The organism is Agarivorans gilvus (assembly GCF_001420915.1).
GTDB lineage: Bacteria > Pseudomonadota > Gammaproteobacteria > Enterobacterales > Celerinatantimonadaceae > Agarivorans > Agarivorans gilvus.
The window spans coordinates 1,314,367-1,333,392 of the sequence record NZ_CP013021.1 but is presented as its reverse complement, the minus strand read 5'-3'; the positions used below and the strand labels follow the sequence as shown (position 1 = coordinate 1,333,392).

The 19,026-nt window shown below is 45.8% G+C and carries 17 protein-coding genes and 2 pseudogenes; 18 read left to right on the top strand and 1 reads right to left on the bottom strand.

Going from position 1 to position 19,026, the window contains the following annotated elements:
* Genes rnc through AR383_RS06260 form a run of 6 tightly spaced genes read left to right on the top strand, consistent with a single transcriptional unit; the run spans position 1 to position 3,736 of the window.
* Positions 1–675 carry a ribonuclease III gene (gene rnc, locus AR383_RS06285; RefSeq protein WP_055732360.1) on the top strand — a complete coding sequence of 225 codons (675 nt, stop codon included), beginning with the start codon at positions 1–3 and terminating at the stop codon, positions 673–675.
* On the top strand, positions 672–1,571 hold the full coding sequence (gene era / locus AR383_RS06280) for a GTPase Era (protein WP_055732359.1): 900 nt from the start codon (positions 672–674) through the stop codon (positions 1,569–1,571). Before rnc ends, era begins: the two co-directional genes overlap by 4 nt.
* Before the next feature lie 2 nt (positions 1,572–1,573).
* Positions 1,574–2,278 (top strand): DNA repair protein RecO, encoded by a 705-nt coding sequence (recO, locus tag AR383_RS06275; protein ID WP_055732358.1) that lies wholly within the window; start codon positions 1,574–1,576, stop codon positions 2,276–2,278.
* Positions 2,279–2,303: 25 nt separating this feature from the next.
* On the top strand, positions 2,304–3,044 hold the full coding sequence (gene pdxJ, locus AR383_RS06270; protein WP_055732357.1) for a pyridoxine 5'-phosphate synthase: 741 nt from the start codon (positions 2,304–2,306) through the stop codon (positions 3,042–3,044).
* A gap of 3 nt (positions 3,045–3,047) precedes the next feature.
* Positions 3,048–3,422 carry a holo-ACP synthase gene (gene acpS, locus AR383_RS06265; protein ID WP_055732356.1) on the top strand — a complete coding sequence of 125 codons (375 nt, stop codon included), beginning with the start codon at positions 3,048–3,050 and terminating at the stop codon, positions 3,420–3,422.
* A gap of 14 nt (positions 3,423–3,436) precedes the next feature.
* Positions 3,437–3,736, top strand: coding sequence for a hypothetical protein (locus tag AR383_RS06260; RefSeq protein WP_055732355.1), 300 nt, complete (start codon positions 3,437–3,439; stop codon positions 3,734–3,736).
* Positions 3,737–3,939: 203 nt separating this feature from the next.
* Here AR383_RS06260 and barA read toward each other — a convergent pair whose 3' ends face one another.
* On the bottom strand, positions 3,940–6,576 hold the full coding sequence (barA, locus tag AR383_RS06255) for a two-component sensor histidine kinase BarA (RefSeq protein ID WP_232304785.1): 2,637 nt from the start codon (positions 6,574–6,576) through the stop codon (positions 3,940–3,942).
* A gap of 94 nt (positions 6,577–6,670) precedes the next feature.
* Here barA and rlmD point away from each other — a divergent pair, with 94 nt between their 5' ends.
* The 12 genes and pseudogenes from rlmD to AR383_RS06195 all read left to right on the top strand — a co-directional run bounded on the left by rlmD (position 6,671) and on the right by AR383_RS06195 (position 19,024).
* Complete coding sequence (gene rlmD / locus AR383_RS06250) at positions 6,671–7,981, top strand: 23S rRNA (uracil(1939)-C(5))-methyltransferase RlmD (protein WP_055732354.1); 1,311 nt, start codon at positions 6,671–6,673, stop codon at positions 7,979–7,981.
* 49 nt (positions 7,982–8,030) lie between these two features.
* On the top strand, positions 8,031–10,250 hold the full coding sequence (gene relA, locus AR383_RS06245; protein WP_055732353.1) for a GTP diphosphokinase: 2,220 nt from the start codon (positions 8,031–8,033) through the stop codon (positions 10,248–10,250).
* Between the two features lie 17 nt (positions 10,251–10,267).
* Complete coding sequence (gene mazG, locus AR383_RS06240) at positions 10,268–11,080, top strand: nucleoside triphosphate pyrophosphohydrolase (RefSeq protein WP_055732352.1); 813 nt, start codon at positions 10,268–10,270, stop codon at positions 11,078–11,080.
* A gap of 134 nt (positions 11,081–11,214) precedes the next feature.
* Entirely contained in the window at positions 11,215–12,846 is a 1,632-nt protein-coding gene (locus tag AR383_RS06235; RefSeq protein ID WP_055732351.1) for a CTP synthase, read from the top strand.
* 61 nt (positions 12,847–12,907) lie between these two features.
* Complete coding sequence (eno, locus tag AR383_RS06230) at positions 12,908–14,209, top strand: phosphopyruvate hydratase (protein WP_055732350.1); 1,302 nt, start codon at positions 12,908–12,910, stop codon at positions 14,207–14,209.
* 320 nt (positions 14,210–14,529) lie between these two features.
* Positions 14,530–14,814 (top strand): cell division protein FtsB, encoded by a 285-nt coding sequence (ftsB, locus tag AR383_RS06225; protein WP_055732349.1) that lies wholly within the window; start codon positions 14,530–14,532, stop codon positions 14,812–14,814.
* A 26-nt stretch (positions 14,815–14,840) separates the two neighbouring features.
* Entirely contained in the window at positions 14,841–15,548 is a 708-nt protein-coding gene (gene ispD / locus AR383_RS06220) for a 2-C-methyl-D-erythritol 4-phosphate cytidylyltransferase (RefSeq protein ID WP_055732348.1), read from the top strand.
* Positions 15,545–16,024, top strand: coding sequence for a 2-C-methyl-D-erythritol 2,4-cyclodiphosphate synthase (gene ispF / locus AR383_RS06215; RefSeq protein ID WP_055732347.1), 480 nt, complete (start codon positions 15,545–15,547; stop codon positions 16,022–16,024). The genes ispD and ispF overlap by 4 nt, the downstream gene beginning before the upstream one ends.
* Positions 16,025–17,080 carry a tRNA pseudouridine(13) synthase TruD gene (truD, locus tag AR383_RS06210; protein WP_055732346.1) on the top strand — a complete coding sequence of 352 codons (1,056 nt, stop codon included), beginning with the start codon at positions 16,025–16,027 and terminating at the stop codon, positions 17,078–17,080. It begins immediately after the preceding gene.
* Positions 17,058–17,810: a 5'/3'-nucleotidase SurE gene (gene surE, locus AR383_RS06205; protein ID WP_055734968.1), complete on the top strand. Its 753-nt coding sequence runs from the start codon at positions 17,058–17,060 to the stop codon at positions 17,808–17,810. The genes truD and surE overlap by 23 nt, the downstream gene beginning before the upstream one ends.
* Positions 17,810–18,450, top strand: a pseudogene (locus tag AR383_RS06200) (protein-L-isoaspartate(D-aspartate) O-methyltransferase). The gene surE and the pseudogene AR383_RS06200 overlap by 1 nt, the downstream one beginning before the upstream one ends.
* A pseudogene (locus AR383_RS06195) lies at positions 18,447–19,024 on the top strand (YqaA family protein). The pseudogenes AR383_RS06200 and AR383_RS06195 overlap by 4 nt, the downstream one beginning before the upstream one ends.
* Positions 19,025–19,026 lie beyond the last annotated feature (2 nt).

Here is a 19,026-nt window from a genome sequence, read left to right as displayed (position 1 = left end):
ATGAATAGTGTAAATCCACAACGACTGCAACGCGCAATTGGTTATACCTTCAAAGACGAGAGTTTATTGAATTTAGCCCTAACCCATCGCAGCGCCGGAGGGGTGCATAACGAGCGCCTAGAGTTTCTTGGCGATGCGGTGCTTAGCTGGGTGATTGCCGATGAACTATATCGGCGTTTTCCCGAGGTGTCAGAAGGTGATTTAAGCCCAATGCGTTCAACCTTGGTGAAAGGTAAAACTTTGGCTGAGTTAGCCCGTAGTTTTGAGCTAGGTGAATACATTAAGTTGGGCCCCGGTGAGCTTAAAAGCGGCGGTTTTCGCCGTGAGTCTATTTTAGCTGACGCCGTAGAGGCGATTATTGGCGCGGTATATTTAGACAGTGGCAACGATACTGTTAAGGCCATGTTGTTGACTTGGTATCAACAACGCTTAGACACCATTAAGCCTGGGCTGAGTCAAAAAGATCCCAAAACACGTTTGCAGGAAATCCTTCAAGCGCGTAAACAAGCACTGCCTGATTATCAGGTGGTGGCAATTAAAGGTGAGGCGCATAACCAGCAATTTACCGTGAGCTGTTACGTTGAAGGTTTGGACGAGCCCTTGGTTGGCACCAGCACCAGCCGTCGTAAGGCTGAACAAGTAGCGGCCGAATTGGTACTGGAGCGTTTGCTATGAATTATGATACTCGTTGTGGTTTTGTGGCCATTGTTGGGCGGCCCAACGTGGGTAAATCGACCTTATTAAATGCCATTCTAGGGCAAAAGGTCAGCATTACCTCTAAGAAGCCACAAACCACTCGCCACCGTATACTAGGCATAGATACCGACGATATTTATCAAACCATCTTTGTTGATACACCGGGGTTGCATATTGAGGAGCAACGGGCGATTAACCGCTTAATGAACCGTGCTGCCACTAGTTCTTTGGGCGATGTGTCGATGGTGATTTTTGTGGTTGAAGGTACCAAGTGGACCGCCGATGATGAGTTGGTATTAGGTAAATTACGCCATTTAAAAGTGCCGGTGGTATTGGCTATCAATAAGGTGGATAACGTTCAAGAAAAAGAAGTGTTATTCCCGCATATGCAGATGATGCAGGACAAGTTCGACTTTTCTCATATTTTACCGATCTCGGCTAAGCACGGAAAAAATGTCGAGCAGCTACGCGAGTGGGCACAACAAAGTTTGCCGGAAAATGTGCACTTCTTTCCCGAAGATTACATTACCGACCGTTCATCGCGTTTCATGGCGGCAGAAATTGTTCGTGAAAAGCTGATGCGTTTTACCGGCCAAGAGTTGCCTTATTCCACCACGGTGGAGATAGAGCAATTTAAGATGCAGGAAAACGGTGTTTATCAGATCAATGCCTTGATTTTGGTTGAGCGCCCTAGTCAAAAGCGAATGATTATTGGCAATAAAGGTGAAAAACTTAAAACCATTGGTAAAGAAGCTCGTCTAGATATGGAGCGCTTGTTTGATAACAAAGTGTTCCTAGAGATGTGGGTGAAAGTGAAGTCGGGCTGGGCTGATGATGAGCGAGCCTTACGTAGCCTTGGTTACGGAGACGAGTAAACTTGCCCCAAGCGGCCTTAAGCCCCGCCTTCGTATTGCATACGCGGCCCTATAGAGAAACCAGTCTACTGGTTTATTTATTTACTCTTGAACATGGTAAGGTGAGCGCCGTAGCGAGGGGAGCAAGAGCCAAGCATTCAAAGTGGCGAGGCATATTGCAACCAGGGGTGCCCTTATTAGTGGAATTTTCTGGGAGAGGCAGCTTGCGTAATTTTAAGCAAGCCGAGGCCGCCAACTTAGCTTTACCATTGTTTGGTAACTACTTGTACAGTGCGCTGTATCTTAATGAGTTGCTCTACTACTTACTGGAAGACAACAACCCTTATCCGGTGTTATATGAGCAATATCAAAACAGTTTAATGGCCTTAGCTAAGCAACAACCATTAGAGGCCTGTTTACGCGAGTTTGAATTATTGCTGTTGGCTGAATTAGGTTTTGCCATCACGCTACCTGAGCCCTTAGTCGAACATCAGCCTTATCTGTACCAACTGGACCAGGGTTTTGTTGCGAGTAGCGCAAATGCTGCTAGGGTTGAGTTTAGTCATCTGGATTTGCAGATGCTGATGGACTTTGACCCGCAGCAACCAGAACACTTATTATGTGCTAAACGCTTTTGTCGCATTGCCATCGCTCAGCTATTAAATGGCAAAGAGCTGAAGAGCCGAAAATTATTTAATCAAGTTAAAACGACCAATCGGGGTAACTGATGACCCCATTGAAGAAGGAAAACACGTGAGTGATATATTATTAGGCGTTAATGTTGATCATATCGCCACTCTGCGCCAAGCGCGCGGAACGAGCTATCCTGATCCTGTGCTGGCCGCGGGTGTTGCCGAGCTGTCAGGCGCGGATGGGATAACCATTCATTTACGCGAAGATCGTCGCCATATCATCGACCGAGATGTAGCGGTGATGAGCCAAACAGTGCAAACGCGCTTAAACTTGGAAATGGCGGTGACTGATGAAATGGTAGAGATTGCTTGCCAGCATCAACCGCATTTTGTCTGTCTAGTGCCTGAAAAACGTGAAGAGCTGACTACCGAAGGTGGCTTGGATGTGGTCACTCATGTGGAAAAAATCACTCAAGCAGTCACGAAGCTGAGTGAGGCTGGGATTCAAGTTTCCCTATTTATTGACCCTGATTACGATCAAATCGATGCTTCGATTGCTGCTGGTGCTCCTTTCATTGAGTTGCATACCGGCCACTATGCCGATGCAGAAAACGAGGCAGAGCAGCAGTCTGAGCTGAAAAAAATTGCCGCTGCTGCGAGTTACGCCGCCGACAAAGGCTTAAAAGTGAATGCAGGCCACGGTTTGCACTATCATAATGTGTCGCCGATTGCTGCGTTGCCAGAAATTATCGAATTAAATATTGGACACTCAATTATTGCTCGAGCAGTGATGGTGGGTATGGATAAAGCGGTCAGTGAAATGAAAACCCTTATGGTACAAGCGCGCAAGGGCTGCGCTTAAACCATGGCTATAGTGGGCTTGGGAACAGACATTATTCAGCTCTCTCGGATCAGCAGTAGCCGGCAAATGCAGGCTTTAGCTAAGCGAGTATTAACCGTTGCTGAACTGCAACGTTTTGAGAACATGGCTGAACCCGCCCGCTTTTTAGCAAAGCGTTTTGCTGCTAAAGAAGCGGCGGCGAAGGCTCTGGGTACCGGTATTGCTAAAGGTATTGGTTTTCAGCAAATTGAAATTGGCAATAATGAGCAAGGTAAACCAGAGTTAGTATTTAGCGGCGCGGCCTTAGCGTTAGCGCAGCAACTGGGCGTGAAAAACCAGTTCATTAGTATTAGTGATGAGCGTGAGTATGCGGTGGCGACCGTGATATTAGAACGCTAACTTGGAGTAGTAAATTGATTGAACAGTATCGAGTTCAGTTAGACCTGTTTGGTTTAATGAAGTTATTAGCTTTGGTGGGGTTTGGCGTTGGTGTGATAGCCGGCTTTGCTTTATTGATTTTTACCGTGATGCAAGGGGGCAATATTTTTCAAGCCTTATTGCCAATGGTTATTTCTCCCTTCAGTAATGCTTTGGTCACCGCCTTGTTTGGTTTGGTGAGCTACCCTTTTTACAATTGGTATTGTAAACGTAATCGCGGGCAAGTCTTAACCGGTCGTTTCTTAAAGGAACAACAGGCCCAGCAAGACATATAAGCCTTAAGTGATACAAAAAAAGCCGCAATAGCGGCTTTTTTTATTTAAATTAGCGGCTTAACTCTCAGCGAGTTGTTGATAGAGTTGCTTGGCGGCCTGTTTGACTTTATCTATTTCGTCGCTTAGCTCTAATAATTCTGGCTCTATCTCAGTCACCTGATGAGCTTGGCGCAAGCTATCTTCAATGGTGGCTGATAAATCTTCTAGACGCTGACAGCCGCTATAGGCGCAGCCCCTCTAAAGCGATGAATTATCAATACAAATTCATCCACATCGAGTTGTTGATTCAACAGCTGTTGAATCGCCGGCTCAATTTCATCAAAGCTTTCTTGCAGCATGCCAAACATATCCAAGGCTAGGCTTTGATTATTATTGGCGCGTTGCATGGCGAGCTTCCAAGACAGGCTGCTATTTTCAAACTCAAGGCTTGTGCTGGGTTTTGCGGTAAGCCCTTTGTTGTTAGTTGTGAGCTGCTTAGCGTTGGGTTGCCAGCGATGGATTAACTTCTCTAAAGAGGATTCATCAATCGGTTTAGCCAGATAGTCGTCTACGCCTTGTGCCAGTAGCTGTTCTTTTTCTCCGGCTAGGGCATGGGCGGTGACCGCTATAATCGGGGTTTGCTGATTACGACTCTGTTTACGGATTTTTTGGGTGGCACTAATGCCATCCAAAATTGGCATTTGAATGTCCATTAAGATTAAGTCGTAATGTTGCTCTTCCGCCTTGGTTATCGCTTCCAAGCCGTTGCTGCAAGTATCTACCTGACTCACTAACTCGTTAAGCATGGCCGAAATTAGCTTAAGGTTGGCCGCATTGTCGTCCACAGCCAGCACCTTAAGTTGTAATTTCACTCTGGAGGCGCGCGAGATGGGAGAAATCACTCGTACATCTTCTTGTAAGTCATCCACTAAGGCCTGAGCGAATTTACGATGGTTAAGCGGTTTGCTGAGGCAATATTTAGCTCCAGCATCAATAATGGCTTGATGTACGTCTGGATCGCTAGAATTAACTAATACAATCACTTCCAATTGTTTTTGTTTGGCTTCTGTAATTTTTTGGTAAAGCGGCTCTAACGAGTTCCAATCACTGTGGCCAATTACTGCTGTGCCATTAAACTCAGCTAAGGCTTGTTGCCATTGCTGCTGATCTGACACGCTTTGTAAGTTGAGCTGCCACTGTTGGGCCAGACCGTTAATCACTTTTTGACTCAGGTGGTGAGGCTCATAGCTCAGCAGTGAGAGCTTACGGAGCGCATTGAGCGGCAGTGGTGCGCCTAATACCATGTTGGCGAGTTCTAAATGAACATCGAAGCTAAAGCTAGAACCTTGTTCAGGCTCAGACTCAAGCGTAATGTCGCCGCCCATTTGCTGAACCAGTTTTTGGGTGATCACCAGACCAAGGCCGGTGCCACCGTACTCTCGGTTGATACTGGTATCGGCTTGTTTAAATGCTTGGAATAGCTGGGCTTGTTGTTCTTTAGAGATGCCAATGCCGGAATCTTGAACGCTGGCATTCAGTACCACTTGCTGGCCTTGTTTTTTCACTAGCGTAATGCTAACGGTGATTTCACCTTGATGGGTGAATTTAATCGCATTACCTAACAAGTTGGTGAATATCTGCTGTAAGCGGAGTGGGTCACCGCGCAGGCCTTCTGGCACGTCTGGGTCAATCAGCAGGTTGAGCTCGAGGTGCTTATCCTGAGCGCTAGGCGCGAGTAGGGTCACCACATCATTAATGGTGTCGCGAAAGTTAAATTCAATCCGCTCTAATTTTAGTTTACCGGCTTCTAACTTTGAAAAATCCAAGATGTCATTGATGATGGCCAGTAAGTTATTGGCCGATTTTTCAATGGTTAACAGGTAGTCTGCCTGATTGTTATTGAGTGGTGTTTTTAATAGTTGGCGAGCAAAACCTATCACACCGTTAAGCGGTGTACGTAGCTCGTGGCTCATGTTGGCTAAGAATTCCGATTTAGCTTTAGCGCCTTGCTGAGCTTCTTTTTTGGCAATATCTAATTCAATGTTTTGGATTTCGATTTGCTCTAAGGTTTCGCGCAAGTCACTGGTGGCTTGGTCAATACTCTGGTGCATTTCCTCATGATATTCGGCCAAAGATTTGGCCATGGAGTTAATACCATGTTTGAGCAAGCCTAATTCCCCGGTATAACTGCCTTCCACTCGCGCATCTAAGCGACCTTGGCGGATCCTATCAACAATTTTCACCATGTTGGTAATCGGTTGGGTGACGTGCTTACTCAACTGAAATGCAAACAAAACGCTGATCAATACCCCAAACAACACAATAAATAGGGCTACGGTGGTATCTCTAAACTGCAGTAATAAGGCTCGGTCTTTGTTGTACTGCATCGAGATGTAACCCAGTAGCTCGGGTTTGCCGTCGCTAAAGGCGGCAAAGCTTCCTTCGGCTTCAGCCCAGATTGGCGCACGTAGGATGATTCTGTCTGGATAGATCTCTACTTGAGTGGATTGTGGCAAGGGCAGTTTAGGGTCGCTCTGCAATAAGCGAATATTACGATGATAGTTGCTGGTAACAAACAATTGGTTGTGTTTGTCATATACGGCAATACTTTTAATTAAGGGTGACATCTTACGATGGGTCACGCTAATTAGTGCTTTCACTTTTTCACGATTGTAACGGCTAAGACCAATTTCGGCGGCAATGGCTAGCGGCTCAATAACGTTAACCCCTTGTTCAATAACAAAGTTGTCGAGCTGTTGATTTCGATTAAAGGTGAAATAGCTCGCTAACAAGATACCTACGACCAGAGTAGGTATAATAGTGAGAATATAGACGCGGGCGCGTAAGCCATATTTGGTCATAAACGTTTCTTATGGGAAAATGACATGGTTCCAACCGCTTATGATGACATAAGCCCGTTCCTTTTTGTATTCAACGATTAAATAAGTCTCTTCTATGGCGCAATTTTTTAAAGCTAAAGCTAAATCCACCACGATCAAGGCCTTGCGAGATCAGCAAGTTCTCGACTTAGACCATCATTTAAAAGGAGTGGTGAAATGCCAAGGACAAACTTATTTTGTTGATGGCGTATTGCCCGGCGAGCGGGTGGATGTTTTGCCCAGTGGCAAGTCAGGCCCGGCAAAATTATTAAAACGTTTGAGCTCATCGCCAGAGCGGATTGAGCCAGCCTGTGGTTTTTATCAACGTTGTGGTGGCTGCAGTGCTCAGCATTTATCAGTACAAGCTCAGCGTCACTATAAGCAACAAGCGGTAACAGCCTTGTTATCACGTCTTTCTGGCTATGTGGAGCTTCCTGAAATAGAAACCTTATCTGGCAGCGAGTGGGCCTACCGCCGAGTCTGCCGTTTAAGTTCTTGGTTTGATAAAAACACCGGTTGGCAATTGGGCTTTCGCCAAAAAGCCAGTAAAAGTTTAGTCGCGGTAGATAGCTGTTTAGTGTTGGACGCTCAATTGTCGGCGCTGATTGCGCCCTTGCAAGCGCTGGTTTCAGCTTGGCCGAAAAAGGTGGCCTTAGGTCATATCGAGTTAATCGCCTGTCAGCCGCAGCCGGTATGCCGAATTAGGCTGACTCAAGTCTTGAGTGATAAATATCGTCAGCAATTGCTAGATTTTTCCCAAGCTCATGCGCTCGCCATGGTATTGGCCGAGCAGGAACAGCAAACATGGTTGTGTGGGGAAGAGAGTTATTACTCGCTTAACGAGCAGCAACTAAGCCTTGCTTTTAGCCCAGGTAATTTCATTCAAGTGAATGCTCAAATGAATCAGTGCTTAGTTAGCACAGCGCTGGATTGGTTAGACCTGCAAGCCGATGATTGTGTGTTAGATCTGTATTCTGGAATTGGAAACTTTAGTTTGGCGATTGCGCAGCAAGTAAAACAGGTGGTAGCCGTTGAGGGATTGAAAGAAATGGCTCAGCAGTTAAGTTACAATGCAAAGCGTAATGGTTTAACTAATGTTGCTGCATTTAGTGGTGACCTAGAGCAGCCAGAAACCGCTCAGTTTTGGCACGACTTTAAGATCAATAAAGTGTTATTAGACCCAGCTCGCGCAGGTGCAAAACAAGCGATTACACAGGTTGCCAAGCTTAGTCCAAGCACCGTAGTATATGTCTCATGCAATCCTGCTACGCTTGCTCGAGATGCAAGAGAAATGAAACAAGCGGGTTACCGTTTCACTAAATTAGCGCTGGTGGATATGTTTGCTCATACTGAGCACATTGAAACCATGGCCTTGTTTGAGCGCTAAATGATTCATTGCTTTACCGCTTGTCATAGATATAAAGGAACAGAGTTGTATGGTCTCGGTTAGAGAAACTCATCTTAATCAACAACTACTATTCGATGAAAGTCAGTGGGTCGCGAGCCTAGATATCGCTGTAGAGGATCAACAGCATCTGTTTGCTGCCTGTAACTATTACCGAGCCTTAGATGCGGATAAACAAAGCATTCATCGTTGTTTAAGCAAAGGCAAGGAGATGGTGGAAATCCTGGTTACTTTAAATATGGATTTACCCACCCTAGAAGCGGCTTTGTTATTTCCCTTTGTTGAGCAGGGCCTATTAACTAAAGATAAGTTAGGCCAACAATTTTCCGATGAAGTGATTAAGTTGCAGTTTGATGCCGCGCAAATGGATGCGATGAAAGCGCTGCGTACTGGTAAAAACAGAACCTTATCTTCAGCGCAAATTGACAACGTAAGACGTATGTTACTGGCAATGGTTGGCGATGTTCGTGCCATTGTCATTAAGCTGGCTGAGCGAATTTGTTACTTACGCGAAGTTAAAAACGAAGAAGAAGACATCAGAGTCTTGGCGGCCAAAGAAAGCCAAGATATTTATGCACCTTTAGCCAACCGTTTAGGTATTGGGCAATTAAAGTGGGAGTTAGAAGATTTTACCTTCCGCTACCTGCATCCCGAAACCTATAAGCAAATTGCCAAACAATTAGATGAAAAGCGCTTAGCACGCACCCAGTACATTGAAGATTTCGTGAGTAAACTTCAGCAAGATATTGCCGACGCCAATATTAAAGCGGAAGTTTATGGCCGACCCAAGCATATCTATAGCATATGGCGAAAAATGCAGAAGAAGGATCTGTCCTTCGATAAGCTATTTGATGTGCGCGCTATTCGTATCGTGGCCGAAAAGCTGCAAGATTGCTACGCCATTCTTGGTATAGTGCATACCTCTTGGCACCACATCCCCAGCGAATTTGATGATTACGTAGCTAACCCCAAGCCCAATGGCTATCAGTCCATTCATACCGTGGTGATAGGCCCAGAAGGTAAGGCCATTGAAGTGCAAATACGTACCAAGCAGATGCATGAAGAATCTGAGCTGGGGGTGGCGGCACACTGGAAATATAAAGAAGGTGGCAGCAGTGGTCGTAGCGATTTTGAAGATAAGATCGCTTGGTTACGCAAGTTATTAGCTTGGCAAGATGACATTGCCGAAAACGGCGCTATGCTCGAAGAACTGCGTTCCCAAGTATTTGATGACCGAGTTTATGTATTTACCCCCAGTGGTGAGGTTATCGACCTTCCTGCTGGTTCTACGCCTTTAGACTTTGCTTATTACGTACATAGCCAAGTGGGTCACCGCTGTATTGGGGCCAAAGTGGGGGGCAGAATTGTGCCCTTTACTTACCAGCTGCGTACTGGCGAACAAGTTGAAATTATTACCCAAAAAGAGTCTAGCCCCAGCCGAGATTGGTTAAACCCCAATTTGGGGTATGTGAAGTCTTCGCGGGCTAGAAACAAAATTGCCACATGGTTTAAGAAACAAGACAAAGACAAGAACCAAGCTGCCGGTAAGGATTTGTTGGAAGCTGAACTGAATCGACATGGTTTTAAGCTTAGTGATGTTGAGCTGTGCGTTGAACGCTTCAATGTTAAACATGTTGATGATTTGCTTGCCGCAGTAGGGGCAGGGGATGTCAAACTCAGTCAGCTGATCCATCACTTGCAAGCCACCTTACATAAGCCCAGTGCAGAGGAGCAAGACCGTCAAGCGCTAGAAACCATCACCAAAAAAGCTGAACATCATGGGCAGAAGAAGAAACGTGCTAAAGACTCGATAGTGGTGGATGGTGTAGGTAACTTAATGACGCACATTGCCCGTTGCTGTCAGCCGATCCCGGGTGATGACATCAAAGGTTTCATTACTCAGGGGCGCGGTATTTCCATTCATAGTGTTGATTGTGAACAACTCAATGAGCTAGAGAGCCGCGCGCCAGAGCGGGTTATTGATGCCGTATGGGGTGAGGATTTCGCCGGTGGATATAACCTGACCATTCGTATCATTGCCAATGATCGTAGCGGATTATTACGCGATATTACCACCGTGTTGGCCAATGACAAAGTGAATGTACTAGGGATGCAAAGCCACTCCGATGTGAAAAGCCAAACTGCTACCATCGATATGGAGGTAGAAGTCTATAACTTAGAAACCTTAACCCGCGTATTGAGTAAAATTAACCAGCTCAATCATATTATTGAAGCACGTCGCTTACGTTAATAGGACAACCGATCTTCATGTTTAGCCGCCCTTATACTATCGATACCTTGTTGGCGATAATGCAAAGACTGCGTGATCCACAACAAGGTTGCCCTTGGGATCAAAAACAACATTGGCAAAGTATTGTTCCTCATACCATTGAAGAGGCTTACGAGTTAGCCGATGCGATAGAGCAAGCGCTGGCCGAGGATGACTTTTCGCAAGTGCGTCTAGAGTTGGGGGATTTGTTATTTCAAGTGGTGTTTTATGCCCAGTTTGCCAAGGAGCAAGCACGCTTTGAATTTAGTGATGTTATCGAAGGGATTTGTGAAAAGCTGATCCGGCGCCATCCTCATGTGTTTGCCGAACAGAGCTTTGCCGACGAAGCCGCTATAGGCCGAAACTGGGAGCAGTTAAAAGCTGAAGAGCGGGCCAGTAAAAAACTGACTAGCAATAGCGTATTGGCCGATGTTCCCTTGGCGCTGCCTGCTCTTAGTCGTGCGCAAAAGCTACAAAAGCGTTGTGCTCATGTGGGCTTTGACTGGCCCTGCGTTGAACCGGTATTAGACAAAATTCAAGAAGAGCTAGAAGAAGTACAGCAGGCCTTGGCTGCGGGGGATAGGCAAAATCTGGCTGAAGAAATTGGTGATTTGTTGTTTTCTTGCGTAAATTTAGCGCGAGTCACGCAGTTTGATGCAGAAGATTTATTACGCCAAGCTAATCAGAAATTCACTCAGCGCTTTCAAGCTGTGGAGCAGTTAGCAGCACTTTCCGGTAAGTCTCTTGAGCAAATGAGCTTAGAAGAAATGGATTTGCTTTGGGATAAAGTGAAAGAAAATTACAAAAATTGATTTACAACAAAACCGCTAAATCTTAGTCTTGTTACAGTGACATCGATTGTGGTGTTAAAGAGGCTTTGCTATACTATGCCCCCGTCCAAGTATCGCAGATACGCCCTTAACACATCCAACTTCTCAGGTTAGACATGACAACAAAGTACATTTTCGTCACTGGAGGCGTAGTCTCCTCTTTGGGTAAAGGTATTGCCGCAGCATCGTTGGCCGCCATCCTTGAAGCTCGTGGTCTTAATGTGACCATTATGAAGCTAGACCCTTATATCAACGTTGATCCAGGCACCATGAGCCCGATCCAACACGGCGAAGTATTTGTAACTGAAGATGGCGCTGAAACAGACCTCGATTTAGGTCACTACGAGCGTTTTATTCGTAACAAAATGACTAAACGTAACAACTTCACAACGGGTCGGGTTTATGAAGATGTATTACGTAAAGAGCGTCGTGGTGATTACTTAGGTGCAACGATTCAGGTTATTCCTCATATCACTAATGCCATTAAAGAGCGCATTGTAGCCGGTGGAGAGGGGGTTGATGTGGCCATCGTAGAGATTGGCGGCACCGTGGGTGATATCGAGTCTCAACCTTTTTTAGAAGCGATTCGCCAACTCGGCACTGAAATTGGTCGCGAACGCGCTATGTATATGCACCTTACCTTGGTGCCTTTCCTTGGCGCAGCCGGAGAAGTGAAAACTAAACCGACTCAGCACTCGGTGAAAGAGCTACGTTCTATTGGTATTCAACCTGACATTCTTATCTGTCGTAGCGACCGTGCTATTCCAGCAAACGAACGCGCTAAAATTGCTTTGTTTACCAATGTGCCTGACCGTGCGGTTATTTCTCTTAAAGATGTCGACAGTATTTACAAAATTCCAGCGTTGCTTCGTTCACAAGGCCTAGACGCCCTAGTGACCGAGCGTTTTGCTATTGATTGCCCTGAAGCTGACCTAAGTGAATGGGAACAAGTGATTTATGAAGAAGCCAACCCAACCAACGAAATCGTAATTGGTATGGTGGGTAAATATGTTGAATTACCGGATGCTTACAAGTCGGTCAACGAAGCGCTTAAGCATGGTGGTTTAAAGAATCGCTTAAGTGTGAAGATTCAATATGTGGATTCCCAAGATCTTGAGCTTAAGGGGACGGACATCCTTAAGGATCTAGACGCTATTCTAGTACCTGGTGGTTTTGGCGAGCGCGGTGTAGAGGGCAAAATTTTGGCTGCTCAGTATGCTCGTGAAAACAAGGTTCCTTACCTTGGTATTTGTTTAGGCATGCAAGTGGCGTTAATTGAATACGCCCGTAATGTGGCTGGCCTAAAAGGCGCTCACTCAAGTGAGTTTGACGCGAAGTCTAAATACCCTGTAGTAGGTTTGATCACCGAATGGATTGACGAAGACGGTAAGTTAGAAACCCGTAGTGAAGATTCTGATTTGGGCGGCACTATGCGTTTGGGAGCACAGTTATGTCATTTAACTGAAGGCTCTAAAGTGGCTGAACTATACGGTAGCTTGGAGATTTATGAGCGCCATCGTCACCGTTACGAAGTAAATAATACTTTACTGCCTAAAATAACTGCAAAAGGCTTGCAGGTTACCGGTCTTTCCTCCGATAAAAAATTGGTAGAAATTATTGAAAACCCAGACCACCCTTGGTTTGTGGCGGCACAATTCCACCCCGAGTTCACATCTACCCCGCGTGATGGCCACCCATTGTTTGCGGGCTTTGTGAAAGCGGCTGGTGAATTTAATAAAGCTCGCTAAAATCAATTAGCGGGTATGTTTTTTGAGAGTTATAAGTTCATTAATATAGAGGAAATTAGTAATGGCTAATATCGTAAAAGTACTAGGTCGTGAAATCATTGATTCACGTGGTAACCCAACTGTTGAAGCTGAAGTTCACCTAGCTGATGGTTCTGTGGGTCTTGCCGCTGCTCCTTCTGGTGCATCAACTGGTTCTCGCGAAGCGCTAGAATTACGTGATGGAGATAAAGCACGTTTTCTAGGCAAAGGTGTACTTAAAGCAGTTGCCGCTGTTAACGGTCCAATCGCTGAAGCGCTAGTGGGTAAAGATGCGCTTGCTCAAGCTGAACTAGACCAAATCATGATCGACTTAGATGGTACTGACAACAAAGCTAACTTTGGTGCTAACGCTATCCTAGCTGTATCTTTGGCTGCTGCAAAAGCTGCTGCTGCTTCAAAAGGCGTTAAATTATACGAACACATTGCTGATCTAAACGGCACTCCTGGTGTTTACTCTATGCCTCTTCCAATGATGAACATCATCAACGGTGGTGAGCACGCTGATAACAACGTAGACATTCAAGAGTTCATGATTCAGCCAGTTGGCGCACCTACTCTTAAAGAAGGCCTACGCATCGGTGCTGAGGTATTCCACAACCTAGCTAAAGTTCTTAAGTCTAAAGGCATGAGCACTGCTGTAGGTGACGAAGGTGGTTTCGCTCCTAACCTAGAATCTAACGCTGCTGCTCTTGCTGCGATTAAAGAAGCTGTTGAACTAGCTGGTTACGAATTAGGTAAAGACGTAACTCTAGCTATGGACTGTGCTGCTTCTGAGTTCTACGACAAAGAAGCTGGTAACTACAACATGAAAGGTGAAGGTAAAGTATTCACTTCTGAAGAGTTTAACCACTACTTAGAAGGTCTAGTTGCTGATTACCCAATCGTTTCTATCGAAGATGGTCTAGACGAGTCTGACTGGGATGGCTTCAAGCACCAAACTGAACTTCTAGGTGACAAAATCCAATTGGTTGGTGACGATTTGTTCGTAACTAACACTAAGATCTTGAAAGAAGGTATCGAGAAAGGCATCGCTAACTCTATCCTAATCAAGTTCAACCAAATTGGTTCTTTAACTGAAACTCTAGCTGCAATCAAAATGGCGAAAGACGCAGGCTACACAGCTGTAATCTCTCACCGTTCAGGCGAAACTGAAGATGCAACTATTGCTGACCTAGCTGTTGGTACTGCTGCAGGCCAAATCAAAACTGGTTCTATGAGCCGTTCTGACCGTATCGCTAAGTACAACCAACTTATCCGTATCGAAGAAGCTTTAGGTGCTAAAGCTCCTTACAACGGTCTTAAAGAAGTTAAAGGTCAAGCCTAATTAGCTTGCAGCATAAGCGCTAGCCGATAAAGCTGCGTTTATGCAAGGTTCTTAAAGAACTTAAAGGTCAAGCCTAATTAGCTAACAGCGTAAGCTGTAAGACTTAATGATTTGATAATAAATCCTCGCTCCGGCGGGGATTTTTTTGCCTGAGTTATACGGGCTAATTTTGTGGGTTATGCAGCTAGTAAGGCCTAGGAATAAACGTTAGCTGATAAATCTTCGCTTCATCGGAGATTTTTTGTCCGTATACTGATAAATGCGCCAGCGCTTATGGAGTCAGCAGCTGCTTTGTGGGATTATCTATTTCCAGGAGGGCCATGCGTTCGTTTAAAATTTTACTCATATTGATTGTTATGTTGTTACAATACCAACTTTGGTTTGGCAAAAATTCTTTGAATGACTATTTTGCCTTACGCGATGAGGTTGCCAAACAAGCCATTGCCAATCAAGAACTAGCACAACGTAATGCCATATTGGTCGCCGATATTGCCGATTTGCGTAATGGTTTAGATGCGGTGGAAGAACAGGCACGAAACGAGTTAGGCATGATTAAACAAGGTGAAACCTTCTATCGCCTGATTCCTAACTCATCAACTAAATAATGGTTTGCTCTGAGTAAAAATAATTAATGAGTTTCCCTAAAAAACAATATACAGCGCTGCTGCCAGCAGCGGGTATTGGCTCTCGAATGCAAGCTAGCATTCCCAAACAATATTTGTCTTTAGGTGCTAAGACAATTTTACAAACTACCCTCGAATCTTTTCTTCATCACCCATTAATTAAACAGGTGGTGCTGGTTCTTCATCCCGATGATTGTTGGTATCAAAAGCTCAGCGTTTCGCAGCCCCACAAGGTGTTATGCCTTAGCGGCGGAGAGCAGCGTGCCGACTCTGTACTAGCAGGTTTAGCTAAGCTAGCAGCCGATGAATGGGTATTGGTGCACGATGCGGCTAGGCCGTGTATTAGTCACCAAGACATTAGCGCGCTGATCGCACAGGTTGAAGCTTCTCAACAAGGCGCTATTTTGGCCTATCCGGTGAAAGATACGATGAAACGTGGCAATGCGCAGCAGCAAATCATCAATACCGTTCCGCGCGAACAATTGTGGCATGCCTTAACCCCTCAGATGTTTCAAGCCGGAGAGCTGCGCGATAATATCAGCGCTGCTTTAAGCCAAGGGCTGGCTGTAACAGATGAGGCTTCGGCCATGGAATGGGCCGGTTACACAGTAAACCTGGTAAAAGGGCGTAGTGATAATATTAAGGTCACCAATCCTGAAGATTTAGCCTTGGCACAGTGGTTCTTAAGCCAACAGACAGATGAGGAAACAACATGAGTATTCGTATTGGCCACGGTTATGATGTGCACCGCTTTGGTGGCGACGGCCCCATAGTGGTTGCTGGCGTCAGCATTCCTTATGAGCAAGGTTTTATTGCCCACTCCGATGGAGATGTAGTCTTGCATGCCATATGTGATGCCTTGTTAGGCGCTATGGCTTTGGGTGACATTGGTCATCATTTTCCCGATACCGATACCAGCTATGCGGGTATCGACTCGCGCGTATTGTTGCGTCATGTAAAAGACTTGGTGCAACAGCATGGCTATAAGCTGGGTAATCTCGATGTTAGCATTGTTGCTCAAGCACCTAAGATGGCACCGCATATCGCTGCGATGCGCCAGCACATTGCCGATGACCTACACGCTCAACTTAGCCAAGTGAATGTGAAAGCCACCACCACTGAAAAGTTGGGTTTTGAAGGCCGTAAAGAGGGCATCTCTTGTCACGCGGTTGTGTTACTGGAGGCCTTTTAGTTGAGCCATTATTTAGAGCTACTCGCCCAGCAGCAGTATTTACACGGCCAACCGCAATGGACTGGCATACTCAAACAACAAGCCGAAGATTTTCAAGTCGATGAAGTGCTGCCATTTAGCTTTAGTGGTGATGGCGAGCACATGATGGTAAAAATAGAAAAGCGTGGGGAAAACACCGCTTGGGTGGCCAAGCTATTAGCTGAACACTGTCAAGTTACCCCCAAGGTTATTAGCTACGCTGGCCTTAAAGACCGCCATGCCGTCACCACTCAGTGGTTCAGCATTCAATTACCTGGCAAAGCCAACGTAGACTTACCAGAAACCCTCGCGGAAGGGGTTAAGGTGCTGGCCATTGAACGGCATAATCGCAAGCTTAAACGCGGTGCCTTATCGGGCAATAACTTTGTTATCCGCTTACGTGATGTCTCTGATATTGAGCAGGCGCGAGCGCGTGCCGATTTAGTCGCAAAGCTAGGGGTGCCTAACTACTTCGGCCAGCAGCGCTTTGGTCGAGAGGGCGGTAATATTGAGCAAGCGCTAAGTTTGTTTGCCGGAAAACGCATTCGGAGTCGGGAAAAGCGCAGTATGTATTTGTCGGCTGCACGCAGTTTGGTATTTAACCATAGTGTTAGTCAACGCATCAAAAAGGGGCTTTTTTCCGAACTGCTGCGTGGCGATGTGATGAAGTTTACCAGTAGCAACGCCTACTTCGTCGCTGAGCTCATAGATGAGGCTATTCAGCAACGCTTTAAGCAAGGCGAGTTGGAGCTGTCTGCACCAATGGTGGGTAAAGGCGATTTAGCCAGTGTGGCCGAAGCTGCGGAACTAGAAAATAGCATTCTTGCTGAGCTGCCTGAGTTAGTGAGCGGCTTAAGTGATGCGGGTTTGAAAATGGAACGACGCGCCTTAGCGCTTAAACCGCTGCAGTTTGAAGTGGCGGTAGACGGACAAGATTTACTATTGAGCTTTTATCTTAGTGCTGGCAACTACGCAACCAGCATTTTACGTGAAATCGTTGATTGTGAAGGGCTTAATAATGACCATATTGGTGAGTAATGATGATGGCGTACATGCTCCAGGGATCCGCTGTTTAGCTGAGGCTCTCGCTGAAATTTCCAATGTACTAACCGTTGCCCCAGATCGTAATTGTAGTGGTGCAAGTAATTCATTAACCTTGGAAAACCCTCTGCGCATTGTAAAGCTAGATGAAAATAGAATCTCGGTGAAAGGTACGCCTACCGACTGTGTTCATTTAGCCATTAATGAATTAGTAGCTGAGCCGCCTGAATTAGTGGTTTCAGGTATTAATGCTGGGGCCAACCTAGGCGATGACGTGCTGTATTCTGGCACCGTGGCCGCGGCAATGGAAGGGCGCAACTTAGGCTTGCCGGCGATAGCGGTGTCTTTGGTTGGTTCAGAACATTATCAAAGTGCGGCGAAGGTAACGGTAAAATTGGTTGAGCAGTTACGCAAGCATGCGCTGCCTAGTAATCAAATTTTGAATGTGAATGTACCGGACTTGCCTTTTGAGCAACTCAAGGGCTTTAAAATTACTCGTTTGGGTAGTCGTCATCGCGCCGAAGTCATGGTTAAGCAGCAAGACCCCCGTGGTCATGACATCTACTGGTTAGGCCCTCCAGGTAAGATGCAAGATGCTGGAGAAGGTACTGATTTTGCAGCAATAGCAGAGGCTTACGTTTCGATAACGCCAGTGACAATAGATATGACAGCGCATGGCTTTATTGGCAAACTAGATACTTGGATACAGGATTGGGAGACAAAGTAATGCAATTTGGCGAAAGCCCCAACAGTTTGCGACTGGTTGAGCAGTTGCGCCAACATGGCATTCGTAATGAAGCCGTATTGACAGCGATGGCTAAATTGCCAAGACAATACTTTATTGATGAGGCCTTGGCTCATCAAGCTTGGGATAATACTGCCTTGCCGATTGGGCAAGGACAAACATTATCTCAACCCTATATCGTGGCAAAGATGACTGAGCACCTAATGCAAGGGGCACCGCGTAAAGTTTTAGAGATTGGCACTGGCTCCGGTTACCAAACCGCTGTATTGGCCTCCTTAGTGGAACAGGTGTTTTCAGTTGAACGAATTAAAACGCTGCAGTTTCAGGCCAAACGCAGATTGAAACTACTCGATTTACATAACGTGGCCACCAAACATGGTGATGGCTGGCAAGGCTGGGCAAATAAAGGCCCGTTTGATGCCATTATTGTTACCGCCGCAGCGAGCGCTATTCCAGAAGCGTTAGTGGAGCAACTAACGACAGGGGGCGAATGATCATTCCTGTGGGTGAGCAACAGCAGCAACAATCGCTAATTTTAATTGAAAAGCAAGCTCAAGGGTTTACCCAACACAATTTAGAACCGGTTCGGTTTGTACCTCTAATCAATGGTGAATTAGCGTGAAAATTTTTAGTACCTTATACGATAAAGTGATGACTTGGTCTGAGCACCGCCATGCTGAGCGTTACTTGTCGGGCATGAGTTTCATTGAGTCTATCTTTTGGCCGATACCGGTAGATGTAATGTTAGCGCCAATGGCTTTATCAAGACCTAACAAAGCACTACATTTTGCCATGTTAGCCACGGTGTTTTCAGTTTTAGGTGCAGCATTAGGGTATGGACTAGGGCAGTTTTTTTATGATCCGCTGGTGGTTCCATTGGTTGAGTCGGTAGGTTACCAGCATAAGATGGAGGTGGCTTTCGACTGGTTTGAACGCTGGGGTGTATTGGTTATCTTTGTCGCCAGCTTCACTCCTATTCCCTACAAGGTATTTACCATCACCGCAGGGGTACTAAATATGGCTTTCCTTCCTTTTTTATTAGTCTCGTTGGTGGGGCGGGGGCTGAGATTTTACCTAGTGGCTGGCTTAATGATGTGGGGGGGCCTAGAATGGAAGCGCAACTGCGTAAATATGTTGAAGTATTAGGTTGGTTAGTGGTGGTTTTAGCTGTGGTAGCTTACTTGCTCTTAAGATAACG